The sequence below is a fragment of the Paenibacillus sp. NPDC056933 genome, from assembly GCF_042674385.1.
Classification (GTDB): domain Bacteria; phylum Bacillota; class Bacilli; order Paenibacillales; family Paenibacillaceae; genus Paenibacillus.
In genome coordinates this window covers 861,777-885,569 of the sequence record NZ_JBHUQN010000002.1, presented here as the reverse complement: position 1 = coordinate 885,569, position 23,793 = coordinate 861,777, and the positions used below count along the sequence as shown (strand labels likewise).

The following is a 23,793-nucleotide window of genomic DNA, read 5'->3' as shown; positions in this document are numbered from 1 at the left end:
TGCATCGATTAACGGTTGTAGAACTCGACGATTTGTTTTTCGTCGATGTCTTGGGACAATTCCGAACGCTCAGGCAAACGAATGAATTTACCTTCCAGAGCTGTATCGTTGAATTCTACGTATGCAGGAAGATGCGAACGGTTTTCCAAAGCTTCCTTAACGGAAGAAAGACCGCGGCTTCTTTCACGCAGGCTAATAACGTCGCCAGTGCTTACTTGGTAAGAAGCGATGTCGACTTTTTTGCCGTTTACAGTTACGTGACCGTGGGATACCAACTGACGCGAACCTGCGCGGGAGTTAGCAAAACCAAGACGGTAAACGAGGTTGTCAAGGCGGCTCTCAAGCAAGAACATGAAGTTTTCACCCGCGATACCTTGCATTTTTTGCGCTCTAGCAAAGAGAGTGCGGAATTGCTTCTCGCCCAAACCGTACATGTGACGCAATTTTTGTTTTTCTTGCAACTGCATACCGTAGTTGCTGATTTTTCTCCGTTGGTTTGCTCCGTGCTGACCTGGAGGGAAAGGACGTTTCAATTCTTTGCCTGTTCCGCTCAGGGAAATGCCGAGGCGACGGCTCAATTTAAATTTAGGACCAGTGTAACGTGCCATGTTTAAAGTAGCTCCTTTTTAGTTAAGTTCATATAGGGCTCTGTTTGCGCTCCAATTTGTTGATGCGGGCCAAGCCGCGCATAGAACGATCAGGAAAGTTCAGCCGCTGTCCTGAAAGCAACAAAAAGAATGAGGGTGACACAACCGGTAATGCCCAAATTTAAAGACCCATTAGTAGTCTTCATCAACAATTTATATTACAGTTTACTAGAAGCAAAGTCAAGCGTGTGAGAAACGAAAAAAAACGTCTAAATTTGTCGATAGGTCATTAGGCCCAAAATAATGGGACAATTTTCTGAAATATGGATGCAAAAAACCTTTAAAGAGAGTAAAATAGATTGTATCTTAACTTTAAATGATCTTGTACATTAAGGTTATCGCATAGGATTTGCAGGTTTGCGATAACGTCTGCAGATTAATGCATCCGATTTGTTGGATGCAAAAACGGTGCAAAGGAGCGCCTGACATGTTAGAACATCTAAGAAGCATACCAGCCAGCTTGATTTCGCGAAGTTCGGGCGATTCCGCATCTTCTGTCGCTCCTCACGAAGAGCATGTATTCTGGATGCAAAAAATGGACATCACACCTTTTGATTTTTCATATTTGGGAAGTTTGTTACAGCAAGCATATACCGATTGGCAAACCCAGCGTCAGCCAAACGCAGACAGATCTCCAATGACTTATAACGTATGGAATACGGAAGGCATCTGCATGGGGCACGATAATGAGCAGTCTCCGGAGCTGGATGTATATCCCGCGGTATTACAATGCATTGAATCAGGACAAGCACAGTCCTTGCGGGGTTCCACTGAACATGGAGAGTACCTTCTCCTTGCAGAGCCGCTTTTCTCCAGGACAAATCAGGATATGTTCGCTGTATTTACTGCAATAACCTACGAGCAAAATCGATATGAAACGTCTAAAGCCGTTGTTCGATCGGAGGCAATGCATTTTCTTACCTGCTTTTACCGAAGATTTGAATACATATTTATGACGGATCTGTTACGTGCTCATGAGCAAACTGCACGAGAAGAACACCGAAGATCGATTCTTTTCCAAATCGTTCAACGGATGCATGACAAAATGGATGTAGATGCAATTCTGGATGAAGTGTTTGACAGTATTGATTATTTATATCCAACCACTTGCATGAAACTGTACATGTCTCAGGATCAGAGTAGCTTCAATCCCCGTATCAAACCATTGCTTGTTCATGAACGGGGAGAAGATATCTGTGTTCGTTCGTTTATGGAGGGCAAGCTTATCATTGTTCGGTCAGACGAAGGGGAACAGCGTATTCTGGAGGTAGGCCTTCCACTAAAAGGTAAACAAGGCATCTATGGTGTATTTCATATTGAAATGAATGAGGAGTTACTGGAAGATTCCGATCTGAAACTCATCACCATGATGGCAGATACAGCAGGGACAGCCTTTGAAAATGCCAAGTTGCATGAACAATCGAATATGTTAATCCAAGAACTTCGTCTAATCAATGATCTGACGCAACGCTTGAATAAAAGCTTGCAACTAATGGAAATTTATCAATTCTCCGAGCAGGAGTTGAAGGACATCTTTCAGGCTGAAACGTGTTGTATCCTTCAACTGAATGACAGTACAAATCAATTCGAAGTGATGTCATCCAATGTGCATGAAATATGCCGCAAATCATTCCCGGTGGACTACGGTATTGTAGGTTTGCTCTATGAGAAAGAAGAACCGCTTATTCTGTCTGATTATGCGAAATACGATAAGGTGTCTTCGGTATTCATGGATCTCACTGGCTCCATGTCATTGATGGCGTCGCCCCTTCGGGTAAATGGTGAAGTGAAGGGGGCTATTTTGCTGGGACATACGAAAAAGCAATATTTTTCGTATGATAATTACCGTCTGCTCCAGATGCTGTCCATTCATATCGGACTTGCACTCTCCAATGCGACGCTTCATGCCGAGGTGCGACGTTTGGCGAACCTGGATATGCTGACAGGGCTGTATGTGAGGCATTACCTGGATAGTGTGATCCATGAACGGCAGACGAATGAATTCTGTGGTTCACTGGTTGTGGTAGATATTGACCAGTTTAAGCAGGTGAATGACACGTTTGGGCACCAAACGGGTGATCAGGTATTGAAACAGGTGAGTGATATTGTAACAAGTTCTGTTCGGCTTGACGATATCTCTGCCAGATGGGGCGGGGAAGAACTGGCCATCTATATGCCGCAGATCGGTTCTCGTCAGGCACTAGAATATGCCGAAATCATTCGCAGGAGGGTGGCCGAAGAGACAAGGCCTTCCGTGACCGTATCCAGTGGTATTGCTGAATGGAACTGGATGGATGAGAAGGTCAGTGTGGAATCGTTATTTTACCGCGCTGATATGGCTCTGTATAGTGCGAAGCATGGCGGTAGAAACCGGATTGTCGTGGAAGAACACGAAGTTACACGCTAAGGGAGGACTATTCCGTTTGAGGAGTCGTCCTCTCTTTATTTTGGGAAGCGGTAATGCCAAAGGAAGGAAGTATAAGCAAATAAGGGAGGGGCAGGCTATGGAGAAAGTTGACGAAAGGGTGAAGTAGAACATGTTGAACCGTCGGTATGTTCGTGGGCTATTGTTGATTCTGAGTATTGTGGTGGTGTGTGCTCCTGGTTGCGGTCTGCTGCAGCGAAATCAGAGTCCGGAGGAATTATTCTCACGGGCACTGTCGGGGATTGCCGGTAAAGAAACGTTGAGTTTTGATGGAGAGGCGGGACTGCGGCGTGAGAGCAGCGGACTATTCGAGAATCAGTTCAAATTTGAAGGCAAGCTTGAGAATCATGATCGACTGACTTTGCAAACAAGGCTGCCTGGAGCTGTGACTGCTGTCGGAACAGGAGTAAATGGAGTGAATGCCGCCGCTGTGAACAATAACGGTCAAGCGAGCGGATTTAGCGCTTCATTTGAACGAAAACAAGGACAATGGATGGCTTTAACAGCCGAGCACGAGCCCCTGCGCGGTTCGCTTTCCCGTTTTAATCCAATCGCTCAAATGGAAAGTATTGATCGGTTGAACAAAACGATTAAGTCCGAGTACGGTTCAGGTCGCCGAACCCAAATATTGCGGATTGAACTTGCGCCCAAAGACGCCAAAACCTGGGCACTCGCTCAGCTTCATGACGAGATGAATGCGATACGTGCAGAGTATATGCACAAGGCCAGTAAGGTGAAGGGGGCGAGCCAGGAGAAGCTGGAGAAGGACTTGAATAAAGTGTGGGAGCAAGGAGAAACGTCGATGGAACAGATGATGAAGCAGGCCAACGTACAGACGGTATATCATCTTACGGTGGATCGCAAAACCAGCTTGCCTTTGCGACTTTCCTCGGAAAGCCAGGTGGACTATAAAGACATGAACAACAAAAGCAACAAAGAAGCACTTGTCACTGATGTAAATTTCAGGTCTTATGAGTAAACGAGTTTGAGCGACTGCCTGCTGACGGGATCGTTGTAGCATGCTACAATAGTATCGTAATTTACCGTTGTTCAATTCAAAGATGGCAGATGACAGGAGGAGTTTACAAGATGAAGGACCCAAGAATTCAGAAGCTCGCAGCCAATCTGGTGGGCTACTCTGTAGATGTACAGCCCGGCGAAAATGTGCTGGTTGAAATGATCGGCACGGAACGTGATCTGATGAATGCAATTATTGAAGAAGTAGGCAAAAAAGGTGGTAACGTCTTTGTACAGCTGACAGACAAGACGGTACAGCGTGCGATGCTGAAAAGTGCGACAGAAGACATGATGAAAACCTGGGCAGAGATCGATCTGAACCGGATGAAGCAAATGGACTGTTACATCGGTATTCGTGCAGGAGAAAATGTGAACGATCTGTCCGATGTACCGGAAGAAAAAATGAAAATGTACAATTCACTTTATTCCCATCCGGTACATAGTGAGCAGCGGGTTAAACATACGAAATGGGTTGTGCTTCGTTATCCGAATGCAAGCATGGCGCAGCTGGCGAATACGAGCACAGAAGCGTTTGAAGATTTCTACTTTGACGTGTGCAACCTGGATTATGCCAAAATGGACAAAGCCCAGGATTCCCTGGCCAACCTGATGAAACGCACAGACAAAGTACGTATCACTGGACCAGGAACAGACCTGAGCTTCTCCATTAAAGGTATCGGTGCAGAGAAATGTTCTGGCCAAAAAAATATTCCGGATGGCGAAGTGTACAGTGCTCCTGTACGTGATTCCGTGAACGGAACGATTAGTTATAACGCGCCAACGCTGTATAACGGAATTACTTTTGAGAATATCAAGTTCACGTTCAAGGAAGGCAAAATTGTTGAAGCAACGAGCAACGACACAGAACGTCTTAATGAAATTCTGAATTCAGATGAGGGCGCTCGTCATATCGGTGAATTCGCCATTGGATTCAATCCACATATCCTGCACCCGATGAAGGACATTCTGTTTGATGAAAAAATCGCAGGCAGCTTGCACTTTACACCAGGGCAGGCCTATGAAGAAACAGACAATGGAAACCGTTCCTCCATTCACTGGGATCTGGTATTAATTCAGCGCCCGGACTACGGTGGTGGCGAAATTTATTTTGATGATGTGTTGATCCGTAAAGACGGGATTTTCGTTATTCCTGAGCTGGAATGCCTTAATCCAGACCGTCTGAAGTAGGAACAGCATTTTGCTGTTGCTAGGAAAGCGGATTCACGGTATCATGTAGTGGTAATTAATAGATGATACCAAAAGTGAAAAGACGGAGGGATTCCTATGTCGAGTAATAATGCAGCGGTAGTGGAAATTGCTCAAACAGCGGGCAAGTTTACTTCTTCAATCGTGCTTCATTCAGAGAACAAGTATATCGATGTCAAAAGTATTCTTGGGCTGTTTACAACGTTAATCAGCACGCACAGCTATGAACTGCATGTTCATGGCCCGGATGCAGCAGAAGCCAAAGCAGCCATGTCAGAAGTATTTGCCAAGCATGGACTGAATGTAAGTATCGCATCCGAGTAATGACTCGAGGAAGCATCTCTGCCTATAATGGGCAGAGGTGCTTTTTTTGCATGAGATAATTCGGGTATACGGCAAGACCTCCGGAAAATAGGGGGATTAGGCAGGAATAGTGGTCTTCAGGTTGTATGCTTATTTTGGTCAGGTTCTTGTATTAGCTCCTGATTTCGTCTAATATTAGAGGTAGAACGTCTTTACGCGATTTTGGGACATAGGGGGGAAAAATGCATGACTTCATCTGATCTGCAGGACCAGTTGCACTTGAAAGCGATCAGTCTTCTTCAAGAAGATGCAGATAAAATACAGAAGCTTATAGAAGTACAGATGGAGAATCTGGCTACCCGCTACTGCCCTCTCTATGAGGAAGTATTGGATACACAGATGTATGGGTTCTCCAAGGAAGTTGATTTTGCTGTTCGTGCAGGGCTTCTTCCAGAAGGTGCAGGTAAGCAGCTGGTTAGCGCGCTTGAGCGGAATCTGGCAATTCTATATGAAGCTTTGAATAAGAAGAATGAGCAATAGCCTGCAATAGCGTGGGTCAGAATAGAAGGCATGCAGGTGTTTGCATGCTTTTTTTGTACGTTTGAAGTGAAATGGGTAGTCTGATGTGCTGGAGGAGAAGTGATAAATAAAGAGGCAGCCCGAAAATGTATTTTCGGCTGCCTCTTACGCTAAATTACCTAAGATGGGAAAATGCTGAGCGGGTTTACACCAAGAAAAACGATACGCCCAGGATGATATACACGACTAACAGGAGCAGACCTTCGTACCAGTTTGTTGAACCGTCCTGAGTGATGGACTTGGCTATAAACACGGATACACCGATGGCAACCAGTTCAATCGTTGTAAAGACAATATTCATCGTATTACCCATGAAATAACTGACAAAAATCAGAACAGGTGCAACGAAGAGTGCGATTTGCAAACTGCTGCCAACCGCGATTTCCACGGCGGCGCCGATCTTGTTTTTCATGGCAAGCATGATGGCTGCACTATGCTCGGCGGCGTTACCGATAATGGCAACGAGGAAGGCGCCGACAAACAGCTCACTCAGGCCAAACTGTTCGGTGAATACTTCAAGCGTACCCACAAGCCATTCACTGACGAAAGCAACCATGACTGTTGCCAGAACGAGATAGAGAATCGATTTTTTCTTCGACCACTCCGGTGCGTGTTCATGTGGTAATTCTTCATCCCTGTCCTCTGTGACATCGGCAAGATAGTTCTTGTGAGTCACCATGGAAAAAAGCAACCAGGCGATGTAGGCAAGAATCAGCAATCCTGCGACAATGAGACTGAGTGTATTCGTATCCTTTTGTGTAATGGAATGGGTGTTCAGGAAGACGGCTGGAATAAACAGAGCAATGATGGCTACAATCATCAGGGAGCCGTTCAGACCGGCAAGCGATACATTGTAATTCTGAATTTTGAATTTGAGTCCGCCAGCAAAAATACTTAAACCGAGCACCAGCAGCAGGTTACCGATAATAGAACCAGTCAAACTCGCTTTAACCATGTCAAATAGTCCTTCTTTAACAAGGAAAATGGCGATGATCAACTCGGCGGCATTGCCGAAGGTAGCATTCAGAAATCCGCCCAGCCGTTGACCGGCATAATGGGCCACATTTTCGGTAGCCTTACCTAGAAAACCGGCTACGAAAATAACCGAAATGGCTGATATCACGAACTGTAGAATCGAATCCCATTTCATGTAGTGGGCGACGGCGCTGAGTGCAAAAGTCACAATCAGCAAAATGGATGAAATCCGGTTTCTCACAACAACACCTCGGTTAACTGATTATTTTGTTTTAAACATCATCATAAAAATACTTATGAGATTATTTTCATATTTCAATATAACCAAATCGTGGTAGGTTGTAAACGCATCTTTTCGAGTTTAATTTGCTTTTTGGGGTGGAAAGGATTTAAAATACGAGTAACGAAGTGAAGGAGGATGTGGCATGGCAGAACAACTTCAACTGGAGGGCGGAAACATCCGGATTGCCGATGACGTAGTGGCGAAAATTGCCGGAATGGCTGCGATGGAGACGCCCGGAATTGCCGCAATGTCTGGAGGATTGTCAGAGGGCTGGGCCAAGCGCCTGAGCGGTAAAAACGTACAGAAAGGCGTAGGCGTTGAGGTCGGCCAGCTGGAAGCAGCCATTGATCTGCGCATCATCGTCCTGTACGAGACACCGATTCATGAAGTTTCCCGCATGCTCCAGCAGAATGTACGAGAAGCGGTAGAGACCATGACCGGATTACGTGTTGTTGAAGTTAATGTAAAGGTAGAAGGTGTATCTTTCAGAGGCGACGACCTGTAAACTTTAACAATCCGTAAGGGAAGAACAACGGTACATCTACCGATTCTTCATCGAGATAGACAACACCAAAAAGACTTCGCATCGAATAAATAGGATGCGAAGTCTTTTTGTTTGCTTTCATCTGGACTTGGTTCGAAAACCATTCGAATAACGTTTACTTCTCATTACCGAATTCGACGAATGGATTCACGTGAACGAAGCGCGGGAGAGGTACGTGATGTCTGAACCGTCACTGACTTCGTTTTCTCTTCCTTGATGACGTCCAGATTATTAGTGCGTGAGATGCTGAGCACGATGCCCATCGCCACCATCATTACAAAGAGTGAGGTACCGCCATAACTGATAAATGGAAGAGTAACCCCGGTCACCGGAATGGTTTGCGTTACGCCCCCGATGTTGATAAATGCCTGGATCGCGATTAATCCCATAATCCCTATACCAACTAGTGTCCCGAATGGATCTGGACAGCGGAGGGATACGATTATTCCTCGCCAGATGAAGTACAGGTAGACCAGCAGAAACAGGACACTTCCAATAAAACCAAGCTCTTCCCCAATGACGGAGAAAATGAAGTCATTATAGGCATTCGGCAAATAATGCAGCTTCATCGTACCTTGCCCGATACCAGAGCCAGTGATGCCCCCATCCCCAATCGCCACCAGGGAGCGATAGAGGTTAAGGCTTCCTCCTGTTTTCTCGGATAATGGATCAAGGAACGCATGAATCCGATCGATTTTGTAGTTCTTTGTTGCTTCTGTAGCGGAGCCATTTGTCGTATCTGGAGAAGATACGGAGGAGAACAGGGCGTTTGCTCCCAGCGCCAATGCGGCTCCGAGCACAACCAGCAGAATGGAACCCATAATATGTTTCATACTGGCCCCGCCTGCATAGATGACAAGGCCGCATGTAGCCACGAGAATGAAGCATGTACCAAAGTCAGGTTGCAGCATGATCAGTCCCGCAATGAACCCAACAATGACCAGCACAGGGATGTACCCTGTCTTAAGATCCCTGAACCGTTCCCCTTTTTTGGTGATTAGTGCAGCAAGGTACAAAATGATAGCGATTTTGGCAAACTCGGCGGGCTGGACGCTGAATCCAAAGATACGAATCCAGCTTCGTGCACCGTTCAACATCGCACCTGAAACCAAAACAACCAATAGCATCACCGTGGTAATGAGGAAAAACGGTGCATAAAGCTTTTTGTATTTGTTAAATCGGATGTTCATGGCAAAAAACATGCCCACTAAACCGAGAACCGCCCACATTAGTTGTTTTTTCGTGAAGAACAGGGCATCATTGTTAAAACTTTTGCTTGCAATTGCAATGCTGGAACTGGAGCTAAACACCATCACCAGTCCGAAGCCCACCAACAATAAAGTGAGGATTAGCAGTTGGAAATCCGGCGTGCCTCTCTTCGTTTTCGTTTGGGCCGTTTGTTGTTTCATGATTCGGCCCAGCCTAAGCTTCCAGCAGTTCTTTAAGCTGCTGTAATTTTTGGGCCGCCAGCTTCACGACTGGCTGCGGTACGGTAGAGTCATAATCCAGACCATGCGGGAAGGTTGCTTTTCCAAGATAAACAGCTTCAACCGCGAGAACCGTATCCGGTTTTTCGAGTTTGCCATCGATCGCACGGGTATTAATGCGTACAAAGTATTCCGATTTGGTTTGTTCATCTTCAATTTTGTAATCATATGTAGCACGATAATATTCCCACTGCCACCGGACAAATCCGACTTTCTCGGCGCTCTCATCCAGGTATGCCAAGTCGCTCTTCAAGCCATCCAAGCCTGTATTCTCAAAAATCATAAGCGTCTGATCCTCCTCATAAGCTTCCGAGAGTATAAATCTCGTTCTTTTCTCTAGTTTATGATAGTATGTTTCCCCTTCCCGTGCAAGCTTTCCAGGGGTCATTCGTATCGGTTTTCTTCCAATTCTGCTACAATATACAGCAATAGGTTTCAAGAGGAAGGTTCGGGCTTGATGAAAGTCCCGTTCAGAGAGCGAAAGGATGGGGAGACATGACAAACAATATATGGTGGGATGATTTGCAAATCCACATGGTAGAATGGCGTCGTCATCTTCATCGGAATCCTGAGGTTTCCTTTCATGAGGAGAAGACATCCTCTTTTATAGCGGGTATGCTGGAGAGTTTTGGCGTTGAAGTGAGGCGTCATGTGGGCGGGCATGGGGTTATTGGAACCATTCGGGGGGATAACCCAGGGCCTGTCGTGATGCTTCGTGCGGATATGGATGCACTTCCGATCCAGGATGAGAAGGACGTTGAATATGCGTCACAACATGCAGGAGCCATGCACGCCTGCGGCCATGATGGGCATGTATCCATTTTGCTGGGAACGGCACTTTATTTTAGTCGCCATAAACATGAGATCAAGGGTGAGATACGCTTTTTATTCCAACCTGCAGAAGAATTGCTTCCGGGTGGCGCGCTCAAGGTTATTGCAGACGGCGGACTGGAAGGGGTGGATGTCATCTATGGCATTCATCTGTGGACCCCGCTTCCTGTGGGCGTGGCTGCGAGTACACCAGGACCGATGATGGCAGCGGCAGATGACTTCTATATTGAGATCACAGGAAAAGGTGGACATGGCGGCATGCCACAGTCTACAGTGGACAGTCTGGTGGCTGGCTCTGCTCTGGTGATGCAGTTGCAGACCGTTGTCAGTCGCTCGGTGGATCCCTTGCGTCCAGCGGTGTTAACCATTGGCACGATGCAGGCGGGTTCTGCACAGAATGTCATCGCCGAATTATGCAAATTGACTGGTACGGTGAGAACCTTCGACGAAGAGACACGCAGTATCATGAAAGAACGTGTTCATACGATTGTTGCTCAGACAGGAGCAATTTATGGTGCAGAGACTCAGTTGAACTATATTATGGGGTATCCTCCAGTCGTCAATGATGAGCAGGAAACGGCCCGATTCTTTCGGGAAGCAGTGGACGTATTCGGGGCAGACTCTGTACAGAAGTCACCCATGATGATGCCCGCTGAAGATTTTGCCTATTATCTGCAGCAGATTCCTGGCTGTTTCATGTTCGTCGGAGCAGGTAATCCGAAGAAGAATGCGATTTATCCGCATCATCATCCGAAGTTTGACTTTGATGAAGATGCCATGCAAAATGCTGTGAAGCTATTTATTGCCATGGCTAAGGGGTATACAGCCGAATGATTTGAATGCAGTTGGGCATCCTATTCATACCAAGGTATGAGCAGGGTGCTTTTTTGGTATGGTCTTTGTAGAGGTTAAGTTAAGGTTAGCTGCTGTACTGTATAGGTTCATTTTCGGAAGACACCGGAATTGGACTTTTTGTGATGCCTCTTATCGAGGAATCGATACTTTTTTTAATTAGGGGGAAGCGGAATGGAGAAAACGGAGGCCTGTATTGTTCAGCGGGATTTTACAGTATTGCTTGAAGTGGGCCATCCCGGATTTGATCAGGCCAGAGCTCAACTGGGAATGTATGCCGAACTGGTAAAGACACCAGCGGCTTTTCATACCTATCGAATCACGGCCTTGTCTTTATGGAATGCCGCCGCACTGGGATGGAGCGCTGATCAAGTGATTGCGAGTCTGGAATCTGTGTCCCGTTGGAATGTTCCTGCCGCCCTGATTCAGGATATCCGAAGAATTGTGGATCAATATGGAAAGTTGAAATTGCAGTCTGACACAGGTCAGGGCAAAATGCGTCTTGTCAGTGAAGATGAGCGATTGCTGGATGAATTAAGCGGCATGAAGACGATCTCGGCTTTCCGGATGGAACGTGTCGATCCTCATGAGCTTGAGTTGGACGGGGAGAAGCGCGGACTGCTGAAGCGTGAATTGACCCGTTTGGGTTATCCGGTGCTGGATTATGCAGGATACAGGAATGGAACAAGTCTTCCATTTGGTTGGCAAGAGGATACAAGCGCACATTCAGGACAATTTGAGTTGCGTCCTTATCAGCAAGACGCTGTGAATGCTTTTGAAGGCAGCGAGGGTATGGGGGGGAGTGGTCTGCTTGTGTTGCCCTGCGGGGCAGGTAAAACGGTTATTGGATTGGCCGTACTGGAACGCCTGCAATGTGAATGCCTTATTTTGACCTCTAACACTACGTCCGTGCGGCAATGGATTGAGGAATTACAGAATAAAACAACTATAACCAGTGAACAGATTGGTGAGTATTCCGGTCAAAAAAAACAAGTGAGACCAGTGACTGTGGCTACATATCAGATTCTTACGCACAGAAAGTCCAAGGATGCTGATTTTACCCATATCAAATTGCTCAGTGAACGTCAGTGGGGGCTGATTATTTATGATGAGGTACATTTGTTGCCAGCACCTGTATTTCGAGCTACGGCAGATATTCAAGCTACACGAAGGCTGGGATTGACCGCAACATTGGTGCGTGAAGATGGTTGTGAGCAAGATGTATTTTCACTTATTGGTCCGAAGTTATATGACATGCCATGGAAGGAATTGGAGCAGCAAGGCTGGATTGCAGATGTACAATGCCAGGAAATACGTGTCCCTTTTTCAACTGAATTGAGATCTAATTATTTGGAAGCAGAGGTCAAACATCAATTTCGTATTGCCGCCGAAAATCCGGCCAAATTAGCTGTAATCCGAAAGATACTGGAACGTCATCGGGGGTTGCCATCTCTTGTTATTGGACAATATTTGAATCAGCTTGAGACCATTGCCCGGGAAATTGATGCTCCACTTATATCTGGTACGATGTCTCAGCAAGAGCGAGTGAAATGGTTTGCAGCTTTTCGACGTGGTGAGATCAAAACGATTGTCGTATCCAAGGTCGCCAATTTTGCTGTAGATCTGCCAGATGCTGCTGTTGCACTTGAAATATCAGGAAGCTTCGGCTCAAGACAGGAAGAAGCCCAGCGATTGGGTCGGATTCTAAGGCCGAAGTCCGGAGAAAATAAAGCTTATTTCTATGCACTTGTATCGGAAGACAGCAAGGAACAGGAGTTTGCGTTACGTCGTCAGATGTTTCTGGTTGAGCAAGGATATGAATACAAGATTGTTCATGAATTATAATAAATCACCCGTGTTCATTTCCGTGTCTAAAATAAAGAGAAAGGATTGGTCAGGCCATGAATAATACACAGGACCTTCTGGATGTGAGTTTATTAAACGAGCTTTCGTGCATGGAGCACACGGTACTTGGTGCGATTTTTCACAAACAGGCCGGACAACCTTTTTCCGTCATGATGTCAGCAGCAGAGTGGGCTTCAATAGGTCTCAGCAGAGCAGAAGCTATAACCGCATTTATTACACTTCGGCAAAAAGGATGGATTGAAGCCGTGCTCAAGACGTGGGGCGAACGGCTTTATTACATACCTCATTCTTTACTTCCTTTAATGACGATAACCTATGCTGAACGGGTTGGACACTTCGTGCAGCAGAAGGTGGACGATGTGCAGGGTGAGATTACGATAGATAACTCCAGATCATGTCATGGGATTCTGGTTATCCGAGAGGGGAAACCCGATATTGCGGCAGAGCTTCTGCATATTTTGGCCTGGATGGTTAAAGAAGGACAGAACCAAGGACTTCCCCTCACCGGCAAAGGAACTGTTCATAAGAGAATAGTCAAGCAATTAAGCCGGATCACGGTGCTGGATCATGAAGATTTTGCTGGATTGGATATTCACTATAATCCTATGGATGTGTACCCGGTTCATGTTGCTGTTATTTTTGATGTGCTTCTCAGTCTGGGTTTGATTGAAAAGAGTCATAACCGGATGTATGTATCCATTGATCGTCTGGATCACTGGTTGTCGTTGTCGTGGCCTTCCATGCAGCGGGTAATTTATAACATATGCATGGACCGATACGGTGCAGCCGAGCCAGTACTTCAGCATTTTCGCTATCAATTGTCGTTACTTGCTCCAGGCTCCAATGAATGGTTCGCTATCGCAACAGCGACTCCAGACAGTGATTGGTTAAAAGAAGGGATGGATATTAAAGAAAAAGCACGGGGATGGCTTGATCTTTTGGCGGCGTTTGGATATGGCGAAGTAGGTGAGACTTCCGAAGGAGGGTTGTATTATCGCTGGTTGATTGAACCTGTCAATTTGTTAGATTCAGGCAATGATGGCGCAATGGATTCAGGAAACCAGACTTTTTTTGTGCAGCCTGACTTTGAAATTATGGTTCCGCCAGATATACCTCCGCAGGTACGCTGGAACCTGGAGATGATTTCAGAGCTTGCAAGTCGTGACCGGATGTCTATATATCGGGTGACAAAGGAACGGATCATCGCTGCATCAGAGATCGGCTTTACCACAGATGATATGGTCAGCTTTCTTGGACGGTATGCCGGATCAGGTCTGCCTGAGCATGTGAATCTGGCCATACAGCAGTGGGGAAAAGAAGCAGCACATTTGCATGGAGACGCTGATCAAAATACCGGTCTAACGGAAAAGGTCAATGAAGCAAAGAACTTGAATGGATGGATATTTGATTTCAGACGAGAGTTATCTGAAAAGCTGAAGAGGACGGAACGGATGCAATTTGCCGAGGAATCCATTACAGGACTTGAGCTGGAAAAGGAACTCTTTTATGTGCGTGGTCGTGAGGGGCTCATTGAAACAGGCCCTGATCTGCATCTTTATGATCAGGATGAGTCGATCACGGAGCAATCAGGTCTTTTTCCCGGGTATGGGGAGATTCCGGAGGTATGGCACAACCAGTGGAGGGGTTATCATATGTCCACAGCTCGTCAGATTGTAGCGAAAGCGATTGAATGGCAGACCAAACTGGGTCTGAAGCTGGACAAGGATGTCATTTATTTTATTCCGGATCAGATTCACGGTTATGAAGATTGGACACTAACAGGATGGCATTCGTCAGACATCGGTGTACATCCCGAACGGCTTACATTTTCGCCCTCCGAATGGAGCGAGATACGTCTGATCATCCCTGAACAGGCCAAAACATGAACCAGCTCCAAATCGCCGATCCCTTGTTCCCCTAATTTCTATTTGCAGGAAAAACTCTTCTTAACTATTCGGGGATATGCTATTATGAAATAGTCTACGTTAGTAGAACTTTATATATAGATAGGATGAATTTCATGAGCGTAGCGGAAATGAACACGGTCGATATGGCCCAAGTGTTAACGGGCGCATATGAACTGGGCGACATGATTAACCAATCTGCCGAAGTATCGGATTATTTATATTGGAAGCAGCAAGTGGAGACGAACCCTGAAATTCAGGCGGGAATACGCAAGCTGAACGCCAAGAAGGAATTATTTGAAGAAACCCAGCGTTTTGGTCATTTTCACCCGGACTACCACGCGGCAAAAGATCAGGTTAAGGCGTTGGAGCTGGAGTTGGAACAATTTGAGGCAGTAGCGCGTTTCAAACAGGCGGAGAAATCGCTGGATGAGATGTTGTTCCAGATGTCGGAGACGATTGCCTTTGCAGTTTCAACCACAATTAAGGTACCAAGTAATGATCCAAATCCGAAAGGCGGCTGTGGAAGCGGCGGCAAGTGCGGTTGTAGCTAAAGAATGATAACCCAATAGACTCATGATAGACCGGACCCTTTTGAGGCTCCGGTCTCCATTATAGAAAGGGGCGGGGAAGCGATGATGTTTGCGGAAAGGACAGGATTTATTATTTGGGTCAGTGATTTGAAAGCGGCTCGTAATCTCGAAAAATATGGTACCGTTCATTACATCTCCCGCCGTATGCATTATGTCGTTATGTATGTTAATGCAGAGCGGGCTGAAGATACGATGAAAAATGTGAACAGACTTTCCTATGTGCGCAAGGTCGAACGTTCCTACCGGAATGAGATCAAAACAGAGTATGCCAGCAAAACGATGGACAAAACGAGTTTTTACGGAATATAACAAATCGTTGGGAATGAACAGTGAACTTGTTGCCACTGTTCCATTCGAAACGATGAACACTGAGTGGTCCTTCGGGGCCGCTCTTTTATTGAATTAGGTGTAAAACGGCTTTTGTGAAAAAATCTGAACTTACGCCTTGAGGTTACGGGACTTATGTTGTAATATATTGGGTAAAGAAATAGATAGAAAGTCCTATCTGGTGGAGAGTGATTCCCATGCGTGATAAGGTGATGCAACGTTGGAGCACCTATGAGCCTTTTTTTGTGGCTCTTGGAGACAAGAAAGTGGCCGACATCGTCATTACCCATCATGCCAAAGTGCGGTACGCAGATCGTATTGAGCCGACACGTAATGATGATGACCATATTGCGGCATGGTTATGGGAGTGTCTGAAGCAGGACCGTATTACACCATACTACCGTAATGAGCAGGATGTCTACCTAATTGACGAAGATCTGGTCGTGGTTGCTGAGTTTTCCGAACTTGAAGGGGAATATGATATCGCTGGCAATCCACTTCATAAGATGATTGTAGTTACGTTTCTGGGGAAAATGTCCGAGACGATTGAATTGCGGGATCTGAAATCGTATTATTCGTGGCTGAGACATTCAAGACGAATGACTCTTGTTAAGAACAGTCGCAAGCATAAGTAAGTTCGGAATTATCCCTATTTTCTGAAATAATAGATTCAGGCTACATCGCATGCAGACAAGCTGCATGCTTTTTTTGTTGTAATTATAGAAATCGGCTACAATGGGGAAAGCGTACAGAAGAGGGGCGAAGATATGAATTTCCATCAATTGCATATTTTTTATACCGTTGCGGAGAAGGGGAGTTTTTCAGCGGCTGCGCAAGCATTACATATGACACAACCTGCGGTGACGATGCAGATTCAATCCCTTGAGGATTATTTTGGCACCAAACTGCTGCTCCGTTCGACCAAGAAAATAGAATTGTCCGAGGCTGGACAAACATTATTGCCTCATGCAAAACGAAGTGTAGAACTCGTTAGACAGACTGATGAGGCGATGTCGGCGTTCACACAAATGCTGCAAGGACGATTGCAGCTCGGGGCAAGTTTGACAATCGGTGAATATGTATTGCCACGGATGCTGGGGCCATTTGCCCGTCAATACCCGGATATCTCCATCGTTATGAAAGTAATGAACACAACGCAAATTATGGATGATATTTTGAAACATCAGCTTAACTTTGGTTTGATCGAAGCGCCGGTTCACCACCCGGATATGATTGTAGAGCCGGTCATGCAGGATGAACTGAAACTGGTGGTTCCGGCTGGACATGCTCTGGCTGATCGCGGGGAAGTGGAGCTTGAAGAGGTACTGAACTACGCATTTGTACTGCGGGAGAAAGGCTCGGGTACCCGTCAGGTCATGGAAGACCAGTTGCAGAAGAGAAATATTGATCCACAGGACATGAATGTGGTGATGGAGCTTGGCAGTACGGGAGCTGTAAAATCTGCTGTGGAAGCGGGAGTGGGAATCACGATGTTATCTCCATCATCCGTCCAACATGAACTTGCCCTTGGATTGGTCCATATCGTGGATATTCGTGGACTTGAGTTCAAACGGCAGTTCTATGCCATACATCTGAAATCTTCATTGCTTCCCTTGTCGGCAGTGGCCTTTTTGAATTATTTGCGTCAGCAGGAGCAGGCAACGTTAGAAGGGTCAACAGAATAGGGAAAATAAATGCAGTTGCTGGACAAGTGCATGATAGACCCAAGATTGGTGGAATGCAATAAACGGCAACGTTTAAACCTGTAATGAGCTGATTAAAAGGAGCTGTTATTTATGAGTCATCATCTAGGACGTTGTGACCTCCATACCCATAGCCAGGCTTCGGACGGAATGCAGCCACCTGCCGAGAATGTTAAGCTTGCCAAACAAAGGGGCTTGGCTGCAGTTGCGCTGACAGATCACGATACGGTAGCGGGTGTAGCTGAGGCACAGCGGGCTGGCCGCGAGTATGGTATAGACGTTGTTGCAGGAGTAGAGATTAGTACCCGCGCTGGTGGCAAGGATATTCATGTGCTGGGGTATTATGTGAATACAGAAGATGAGAAATTTCTGGAGCGGCTGCGCGGACTTCGGGAAGCGAGGGAAGAACGAAATCATCGGATCATTGCCAAGCTGCAGGAGCTTGGACTCGAAATCAGCTGGCAGGAGGTCATTGATAACCTTGGCCGACCGCTGGAGCCGGATGAAAGCATCGGTAGACCTCATATGGCCGATGTGTTGGTACGCAAAGGATATGCCGCTGATATGAGGGATGCGTTCAACCGTTATTTGGCTGAAGGCCAACCGGGCTTTGTGTCGGTTCCCCGAGTGGCACCGGAAGATGCATGCCAGTGGATTAAAGATGCGGGTGGTGCTGCAGTTATTGCCCATCCTGGTTTATACGGAGACGATGAATTGGTTCGTCGTATCGTTGTGGACTCCAATCCTGATGGTATTGAAGTGGTTCATTCCGATCATGGACCAGAAGAAGAGCGCAGATATGCGGAACTGGCACGGGAATTTGGATTAATTCAAACAGGCGGATCGGATTACCACGGAGTAAGGCAAGGGGTTGTTTTTCACGGGGATCTGGGTAGCAAAACCGTAACCATGGATGTGCTCGATAAACTCCGGGCCGCGGCCGGAAAGTCTTAAGTCGGAGATTTTTATATGTTGGGTGAGACTGGGATAGAACGATGTAGGGTCATGGGACACATCCTTAAAAGTGGATTTATAGATAATCGAATTATTATACGTCAAAATGAATTTATATTCAAAACAAAAAGTGAACTACCAGAGTTAGGTCATATTTATTTGAAAAACAAAAAATCCCCCGAACAGTCTCCTGTTTCGGGGGATTATGCGCTGTATAACAGGATTAAAAGCAGGCATTCTATCCGTTTTTGATCGTGGATGGCAAGCTCTTAATCAACTCTTCATTTGGTGTAACAAACACGGTCTTCTGATTGTCGTAAATGACAAAACCTGGTTTGGCACCACTTGGTTTGCGAACGTGACGAATAAGGGTGTAATCCACGGGTACGCTGCTGGATTCTTTGGCCTGACTGAAGTAAGCTGCGAGTTGTGCAGCTTCTTCCAGGGTTGCTTCGCCAAAGTCAGTGCTGCGAATGACGACATGTGAACCCGGGATGTCTTTGGTATGCAGCCAAGTGTCATTGGACGAAGCCAGACGGTTGGTTACGTACTCATTTTGCAGGTTGTTTTTGCCTACGAGAAGTTCAATACCTTCCGAAGAAGTAAACTGATGCACCGTTGGGCGGTCGTTTTTCTTTTTCTTCTTGCCTTTTTTGTTGCGGTCACGCAGATAACCCTGTTGTACAAGCTCCTCGCGAATTTCCTCGATATCGTTCATGGATGCGATGGACAGCTGCTGGAGCAGATTGTCGAGATAGTCGATCTCGTCTTTCGTTTTCCCGAGTTGCTCATGAATGACAGCCAGGCTGTTCTTATATTTGTTATATCGTTTGAAATAACGCTGTGCATTGTCAGACGGTGTAAGCAATGGGTCGAGCTGAATGGTAATGTTGGCTTGATCTTCATCATAGAAGTTCACCAGCTCCACGCTTTTATCCCCTTTGCTGACCTGGTGCAGGGAAGCAAACAGCAGTTCACCCCATAATCTGAATTTGTCCGCATCGTCAGCTTCCAGCAGATCCTTGTTTAAATTGTCCAGCTTTTTAATGTTTTTGCTTCGCTCATTTTGCAGGAAACGCAGGAGGTCGCTTACTCTTTGCTTGACAGTATCCCGCTCGGCCTTGTCCCCGTAATAATCCTCCATGCATTTGCTCATCGTGTCATAGGTTTTCTCCGCGTCCTTAATGCTCTGAAGCTGAACGGCCGAGAAAATCTTTTTGCCTTTGGCATTCAGTCCGGTCACTGGGGTGTAGTTGTGTACTCTTACCAATCCCATGACGGACTCAAAAGCATTCCAAAGCACATTGGCTTCGATACGAGCAACATCTTCGCTTGCAGCTTGATCAGCTTCTTGAGCGGCTGGCACCCGGGAGGTAATCTCTCCGGCGATCAGTGGACTAAGACCGCTGAATGAATTCACCAGCCAGCGTGAAGCCTCTTCTTCTGAAGCATTGTAGCTATTTTCAAATTCAGTGTTGCTTATTTCCAGCGGATTGCTTTTATGTTGTTCTGGCGGTTCTGTGTACGAAAATCCTGGCATGATAACCCGGTAGCTACTGATTGACGGAGTCACGTGGTGAATACCATCCAGGATGGTCCCCGTAATCGGATCGACCAAAACAATATTACTGTGACGCCCCATCAATTCAATGATAATCCGTTTGACTGAAACATCACCCAACTCGTCGCGCTGACGCATGTCGATATGAATGATCCGTTCCATGCCAATTTGACGAATCTCCTCAATGATTGCTCCTTCACAGTGTTTCCGCAGCAACATGCAGAACATGGGAGCTTCCGTCGGGTTAACAAACGTTTTCTCCGTAAAGTGTACACGAGGATACGTTGGGCTGGCAGAGATAAGCAATTTGCTATTCCCGCGCTGAGCCCGAAGGGTCAGAACCACATCATGGCCGTTAGGCTGATGAATTTTGCTAATGCGTCCGCCCTTGCAGCCTTGCAGTTCATGTACGATGGCTCGTGTTACGATGCCGTCCAATGCCATTTTTTTCAACTTCCTCTCTATCTATAACTGAAACGGGCAACCGGTATATGTAATAAAAACAGAACCCGCTGCAAATACGTCGTCGTTTGTATTGCAAAAGTAGAATTGCTACTTCATAAATAACCGCTGACCTTTATTTTAGCGTATTCTGTCCATCAGGGAAAGGATTTGCCTTTCGGTGCTAATCGGGGCCCTGTCCGAATACATATAGAGCAGGTAGTTTGTCCGGCATAGCGTACAGCCTGAGGATTAGCATAGCCGGTGATGCAGGGTGTGAGGTTTTACAGAGGAAATACAGACTGGGAGGGAATCTTGAAGCATGGAACATACCAAGTGGCACCAACTAAGCGTTGAGGAGCTTCGTAATACCCTTGGCGTAAGTCCAGAGGAAGGGTTAACCGAAGAAGCTGCAATGGAGAAGAGGAAAGCTGTCGGTTCGAATGAACTGAGCGAAGGCAAGCGAATATCTCCAATTACGTTATTGCTTAATCAATTTAAGGATTTTATGGTTCTGGTATTGATGGGAGCCACGCTGGTATCCGGATTGCTTGGAGAGTACCTGGATGCTGTAACGATTGTTGCCATCATCGTACTTAATGCCATCCTTGGTTTTGTACAGGAATTCCGGGCCGAGCGCTCACTTCGTGCACTGAAGCAGTTGTCGGCACCGCTTGCCAAGGTGCTAAGGTCTGGTCAGGAAGTACAATTGGCAGCCAAGCAGTTGGTTCCAGGGGATATTGTCTTTGTGGAGAGCGGCGATCGTATACCTGCTGATGTACGCTGGCTGGAGACGAACAGCCTGGACGTTGAGGAATCCGCATTGACCGGTGAATCGGTTCCTGTAAGCAAACATTGCAATCCCATTGCTGCTGAAGACGTACCGCTCGGAGATCAGAAGAATATTGGATTCATGGGAACGATGGTTACTCGTGGTACCGCCAAAGGGGTGGTGATCCGTACGGGGATGGATACCGAGATGGGCAAAATCGCCGATTTGATCCAAAATACGGAGGAACAGGAAACACCACTCCAACACAGGCTGGAACAGCTGGGTAAAATTCTGATTTTTGTCGCGCTCGGGTTAACCGTCATGGTCGTTGTTGCAGGTATTCTGCATGGACAACCGGCTGTAGGCATGTTTCTGGCAGGGGTCAGCCTAGCGGTGGCCGCCATACCGGAGGGTCTGCCGGCTATTGTAACCATTGCACTGGCCCTTGGTGTACAGCGGATGATTAAGCGAAAAGCCATTGTACGCAAGCTTCCATCCGTCGAAACGCTTGGTTGTGCCTCGGTCATCTGTTCGGACAAGACAGGTACGTTGACCCAGAACAAGATGACAGTTACGGATGTCTGGCTGGAGGGACGCAGCATCAAGGTAACCGGAGACGGATATGCACCAGAAGGACAGATGCTGGAGAACGGTCGTAACGTGGAACTGAAGAGTGATCAGACCTTGCGGAGGCTGCTCCAGATTAGCGCACTATGCAACAATGCGAGTATTATCGAGAGTGTTGCAGATGAGATGCGGAATAAAAAGAAAGGCAAAGAGACGAAAAAGGATAGCAAGAAAGATACAAAGAAAGACCATGCTAAGGAAACGGTCAAGGAAGACAGCGTGGTATGGGAACTGAAAGGTGACCCTACGGAAGGAGCACTTGTAACGCTGGCTTCCAAGATGGGCTTAACCCCTGCAGGATTGAAAGAATTATATGCACGTCAGCAGGAATTCCCGTTCGATTCGGATCGGAAACGGATGTCTGTCCTGGTTCAACATCAGGGTGGTCGCATGATATATACCAAAGGTGCACCTGATGTGCTGATTGGACAATGCAGCTACATTCTGTGGGAAGGCAATGTTGTGCCTTTCACGGGAACACTGCGCCAGAAGGTTATGGCGGCTAACGAGAGTATGGCCGGGTCTGCGCTGCGGGTTCTTGGAATGGCTTATCGCGATGTGAGACCGGATGAAAAAGTGGATAATGAACATGCAGCGGAGAGTCAGCTCGTCTTTGTAGGGCTGGCAGGCATGATTGACCCACCGCGACGTGAAGTACGGGATGCGATTGCGACATGTCGCAGAGCAGGCATACGTACCGTAATGATTACGGGTGACCATGGCACCACAGCAGAGGCCATTGCCCAACAGCTGGGTATTCTTCAACGGGGCGGGGCTTCACTCAGCGGCCAGCAATTGGCAGGCATGACAGACGAGCAGCTGGATAAACAGGTGGAGGGCATTTACGTGTTTTCACGGGTATCGCCTGAGCACAAACTGCGTATTGTAAAATCATTGCAGCGCAAAGGACACGTCGTAGCGATGACCGGAGATGGTGTGAACGATGCGCCAGCCATCAAAGCCGCAGACATCGGTATTGCGATGGGAATCACAGGCACGGACGTGACGAAGGAAGCATCAGCGTTAATCCTGAGTGACGATAACTTTTCTACTATTGTAGCTGCGATTGAAGAAGGCCGTAATATTTATGAGAACATCCGAAAATTTATCCGTTATTTGCTGGCATCGAATGTAGGCGAGATTTTAACCATGTTTTTTGCGATGATGATGGGCTTGCCTTTGCCGCTCGTGCCAATCCAGATTCTCTGGGTCAACCTGGTGACGGATGGATTGCCGGCCATGGCACTCGGTGTGGATCAACCGGAAAAAGATTTGATGGAACACAAGCCGCGCGGCGCCAAGGAAAACATTTTTGCCAGACGACTGGGCTGGAAAATCGTCAGTCGGGGTGTATTGATTGGACTTTGTACACTTGGAGCGTTTTGGCTCACTCTTCAGGCTGCGCCGGATCAACCGGGTCAGCTCATTAAAGCTCAATCCGTAGCCTTTGCTACGCTCGTTCTGGCACAGCTCATTCATGTATTCGACTGCCGTAGTTCCCGCTCCATTTTTCACCGGAATCCACTGCAAAACAAGTATCTGGTTCTTGCAGTCATTTCATCCATCGTGCTGATGCTGGCGGTCATGTATGTGGAGCCGTTACAGCCTATCTTCAAAACCGTACCGCTGGGCATGCGTGAATGGGCCATTTCCATCGTTGCCGCAGGCATTCCAACCTTCCTCATGGGAGCAGGCAGCGTGTGGGGAGGTCGTCGTAACCGCCGCCGGATGGGCCCTGGGCGCTTCGTACCGAAAAGTACAAAGTTTTCGGCATAAAATCAATAGCAATTCCTTATCGTTTTCGTTATGCTATCCTCAAAATGATTCGAGGCAGGTTCCCTCGGCATTTTACAGGATAGCTTTTTTTATAACGCTTTGGCAGCAGACTGCCAAAAG

The 23,793-nt window shown here is 46.8% G+C and carries 20 protein-coding genes; 15 read left to right on the top strand and 5 right to left on the bottom strand.

Going from position 1 to position 23,793, the window contains the following annotated elements:
* Window positions 1-8 precede the first annotated feature (8 nt).
* Window positions 9-608, bottom strand: coding sequence for a 30S ribosomal protein S4 (gene rpsD, locus ACFTRD_RS18880; RefSeq protein WP_062324239.1), 600 nt, complete (start codon window positions 606-608; stop codon window positions 9-11).
* Window positions 609-1,074: 466 nt separating this feature from the next.
* Here rpsD and ACFTRD_RS18875 point away from each other — a divergent pair, with 466 nt between their 5' ends.
* The 5 genes from ACFTRD_RS18875 (at window position 1,075) to ACFTRD_RS18855 (ending at window position 6,138) form a co-directional block, all read left to right on the top strand.
* A complete protein-coding gene (locus tag ACFTRD_RS18875; protein ID WP_379382640.1) occupies window positions 1,075-3,054 on the top strand; it encodes a sensor domain-containing diguanylate cyclase in 1,980 nt (659 codons plus the stop codon).
* Between the two features lie 130 nt (window positions 3,055-3,184).
* A complete protein-coding gene (locus ACFTRD_RS18870; protein WP_379382638.1) occupies window positions 3,185-4,051 on the top strand; it encodes a hypothetical protein in 867 nt (288 codons plus the stop codon).
* A 110-nt stretch (window positions 4,052-4,161) separates the two neighbouring features.
* On the top strand, window positions 4,162-5,277 hold the full coding sequence (locus tag ACFTRD_RS18865) for an aminopeptidase (protein ID WP_379382636.1): 1,116 nt from the start codon (window positions 4,162-4,164) through the stop codon (window positions 5,275-5,277).
* A 96-nt stretch (window positions 5,278-5,373) separates the two neighbouring features.
* Window positions 5,374-5,619: an HPr family phosphocarrier protein gene (locus tag ACFTRD_RS18860; RefSeq protein WP_062324243.1), complete on the top strand. Its 246-nt coding sequence runs from the start codon at window positions 5,374-5,376 to the stop codon at window positions 5,617-5,619.
* A gap of 225 nt (window positions 5,620-5,844) precedes the next feature.
* Complete coding sequence (locus ACFTRD_RS18855; RefSeq protein WP_024631139.1) at window positions 5,845-6,138, top strand: Fpa/YlaN family protein; 294 nt, start codon at window positions 5,845-5,847, stop codon at window positions 6,136-6,138.
* A gap of 184 nt (window positions 6,139-6,322) precedes the next feature.
* On the opposite strand, the gene cax is transcribed toward ACFTRD_RS18855, so the two are convergent.
* Window positions 6,323-7,393 carry a calcium/proton exchanger gene (cax, locus tag ACFTRD_RS18850; protein ID WP_192268751.1) on the bottom strand — a complete coding sequence of 357 codons (1,071 nt, stop codon included), beginning with the start codon at window positions 7,391-7,393 and terminating at the stop codon, window positions 6,323-6,325.
* 184 nt (window positions 7,394-7,577) lie between these two features.
* On the opposite strand from cax, the gene ACFTRD_RS18845 reads away from it, so the two are divergent.
* Window positions 7,578-7,940 (top strand): Asp23/Gls24 family envelope stress response protein, encoded by a 363-nt coding sequence (locus ACFTRD_RS18845; RefSeq protein WP_024631137.1) that lies wholly within the window; start codon window positions 7,578-7,580, stop codon window positions 7,938-7,940.
* Between the two features lie 164 nt (window positions 7,941-8,104).
* Here the strand turns inward: ACFTRD_RS18845 and ftsW are convergent, their stop codons facing one another.
* A complete protein-coding gene (ftsW, locus tag ACFTRD_RS18840; RefSeq protein ID WP_379382632.1) occupies window positions 8,105-9,388 on the bottom strand; it encodes a putative lipid II flippase FtsW in 1,284 nt (427 codons plus the stop codon).
* 13 nt (window positions 9,389-9,401) lie between these two features.
* Window positions 9,402-9,749, bottom strand: coding sequence for a YugN family protein (locus ACFTRD_RS18835; protein WP_053784292.1), 348 nt, complete (start codon window positions 9,747-9,749; stop codon window positions 9,402-9,404).
* 212 nt (window positions 9,750-9,961) lie between these two features.
* Here ACFTRD_RS18835 and ACFTRD_RS18830 point away from each other — a divergent pair, with 212 nt between their 5' ends.
* The 8 genes from ACFTRD_RS18830 (at window position 9,962) to ACFTRD_RS18795 (ending at window position 18,496) form a co-directional block, all read left to right on the top strand.
* The gene (locus tag ACFTRD_RS18830) at window positions 9,962-11,131 is read left to right on the top strand and encodes a M20 family metallopeptidase (protein WP_379382630.1); all 1,170 of its coding nucleotides are present in this window, start codon (window positions 9,962-9,964) and stop codon (window positions 11,129-11,131) included.
* A gap of 192 nt (window positions 11,132-11,323) precedes the next feature.
* Window positions 11,324-12,994 (top strand): DNA repair helicase XPB, encoded by a 1,671-nt coding sequence (locus ACFTRD_RS18825; RefSeq protein WP_379382628.1) that lies wholly within the window; start codon window positions 11,324-11,326, stop codon window positions 12,992-12,994.
* A 56-nt stretch (window positions 12,995-13,050) separates the two neighbouring features.
* Window positions 13,051-14,901, top strand: a complete 1,851-nt coding sequence (locus tag ACFTRD_RS18820) for a helicase-associated domain-containing protein (protein ID WP_379382626.1) — start codon at window positions 13,051-13,053, stop codon at window positions 14,899-14,901.
* 134 nt (window positions 14,902-15,035) lie between these two features.
* A complete protein-coding gene (locus ACFTRD_RS18815) occupies window positions 15,036-15,473 on the top strand; it encodes a YlbF/YmcA family competence regulator (RefSeq protein WP_379382624.1) in 438 nt (145 codons plus the stop codon).
* A gap of 84 nt (window positions 15,474-15,557) precedes the next feature.
* Window positions 15,558-15,821: a YlbG family protein gene (locus tag ACFTRD_RS18810; protein WP_063565591.1), complete on the top strand. Its 264-nt coding sequence runs from the start codon at window positions 15,558-15,560 to the stop codon at window positions 15,819-15,821.
* 215 nt (window positions 15,822-16,036) lie between these two features.
* Window positions 16,037-16,474: a hypothetical protein gene (locus ACFTRD_RS18805; RefSeq protein WP_062324249.1), complete on the top strand. Its 438-nt coding sequence runs from the start codon at window positions 16,037-16,039 to the stop codon at window positions 16,472-16,474.
* A 132-nt stretch (window positions 16,475-16,606) separates the two neighbouring features.
* Window positions 16,607-17,524 carry a selenium metabolism-associated LysR family transcriptional regulator gene (locus ACFTRD_RS18800; protein ID WP_192268738.1) on the top strand — a complete coding sequence of 306 codons (918 nt, stop codon included), beginning with the start codon at window positions 16,607-16,609 and terminating at the stop codon, window positions 17,522-17,524.
* A 111-nt stretch (window positions 17,525-17,635) separates the two neighbouring features.
* A complete protein-coding gene (locus ACFTRD_RS18795) occupies window positions 17,636-18,496 on the top strand; it encodes a PHP domain-containing protein (RefSeq protein ID WP_379382622.1) in 861 nt (286 codons plus the stop codon).
* Window positions 18,497-18,734: 238 nt separating this feature from the next.
* Here the strand turns inward: ACFTRD_RS18795 and ACFTRD_RS18790 are convergent, their stop codons facing one another.
* On the bottom strand, window positions 18,735-20,501 hold the full coding sequence (locus tag ACFTRD_RS18790; RefSeq protein ID WP_379382620.1) for an Rqc2 family fibronectin-binding protein: 1,767 nt from the start codon (window positions 20,499-20,501) through the stop codon (window positions 18,735-18,737).
* A 319-nt stretch (window positions 20,502-20,820) separates the two neighbouring features.
* Between ACFTRD_RS18790 and ACFTRD_RS18785 the strand changes: the two genes are divergently transcribed.
* Window positions 20,821-23,673 (top strand): calcium-translocating P-type ATPase, SERCA-type, encoded by a 2,853-nt coding sequence (locus tag ACFTRD_RS18785; protein ID WP_379382618.1) that lies wholly within the window; start codon window positions 20,821-20,823, stop codon window positions 23,671-23,673.
* Window positions 23,674-23,793: the final 120 nt, after the last annotated feature.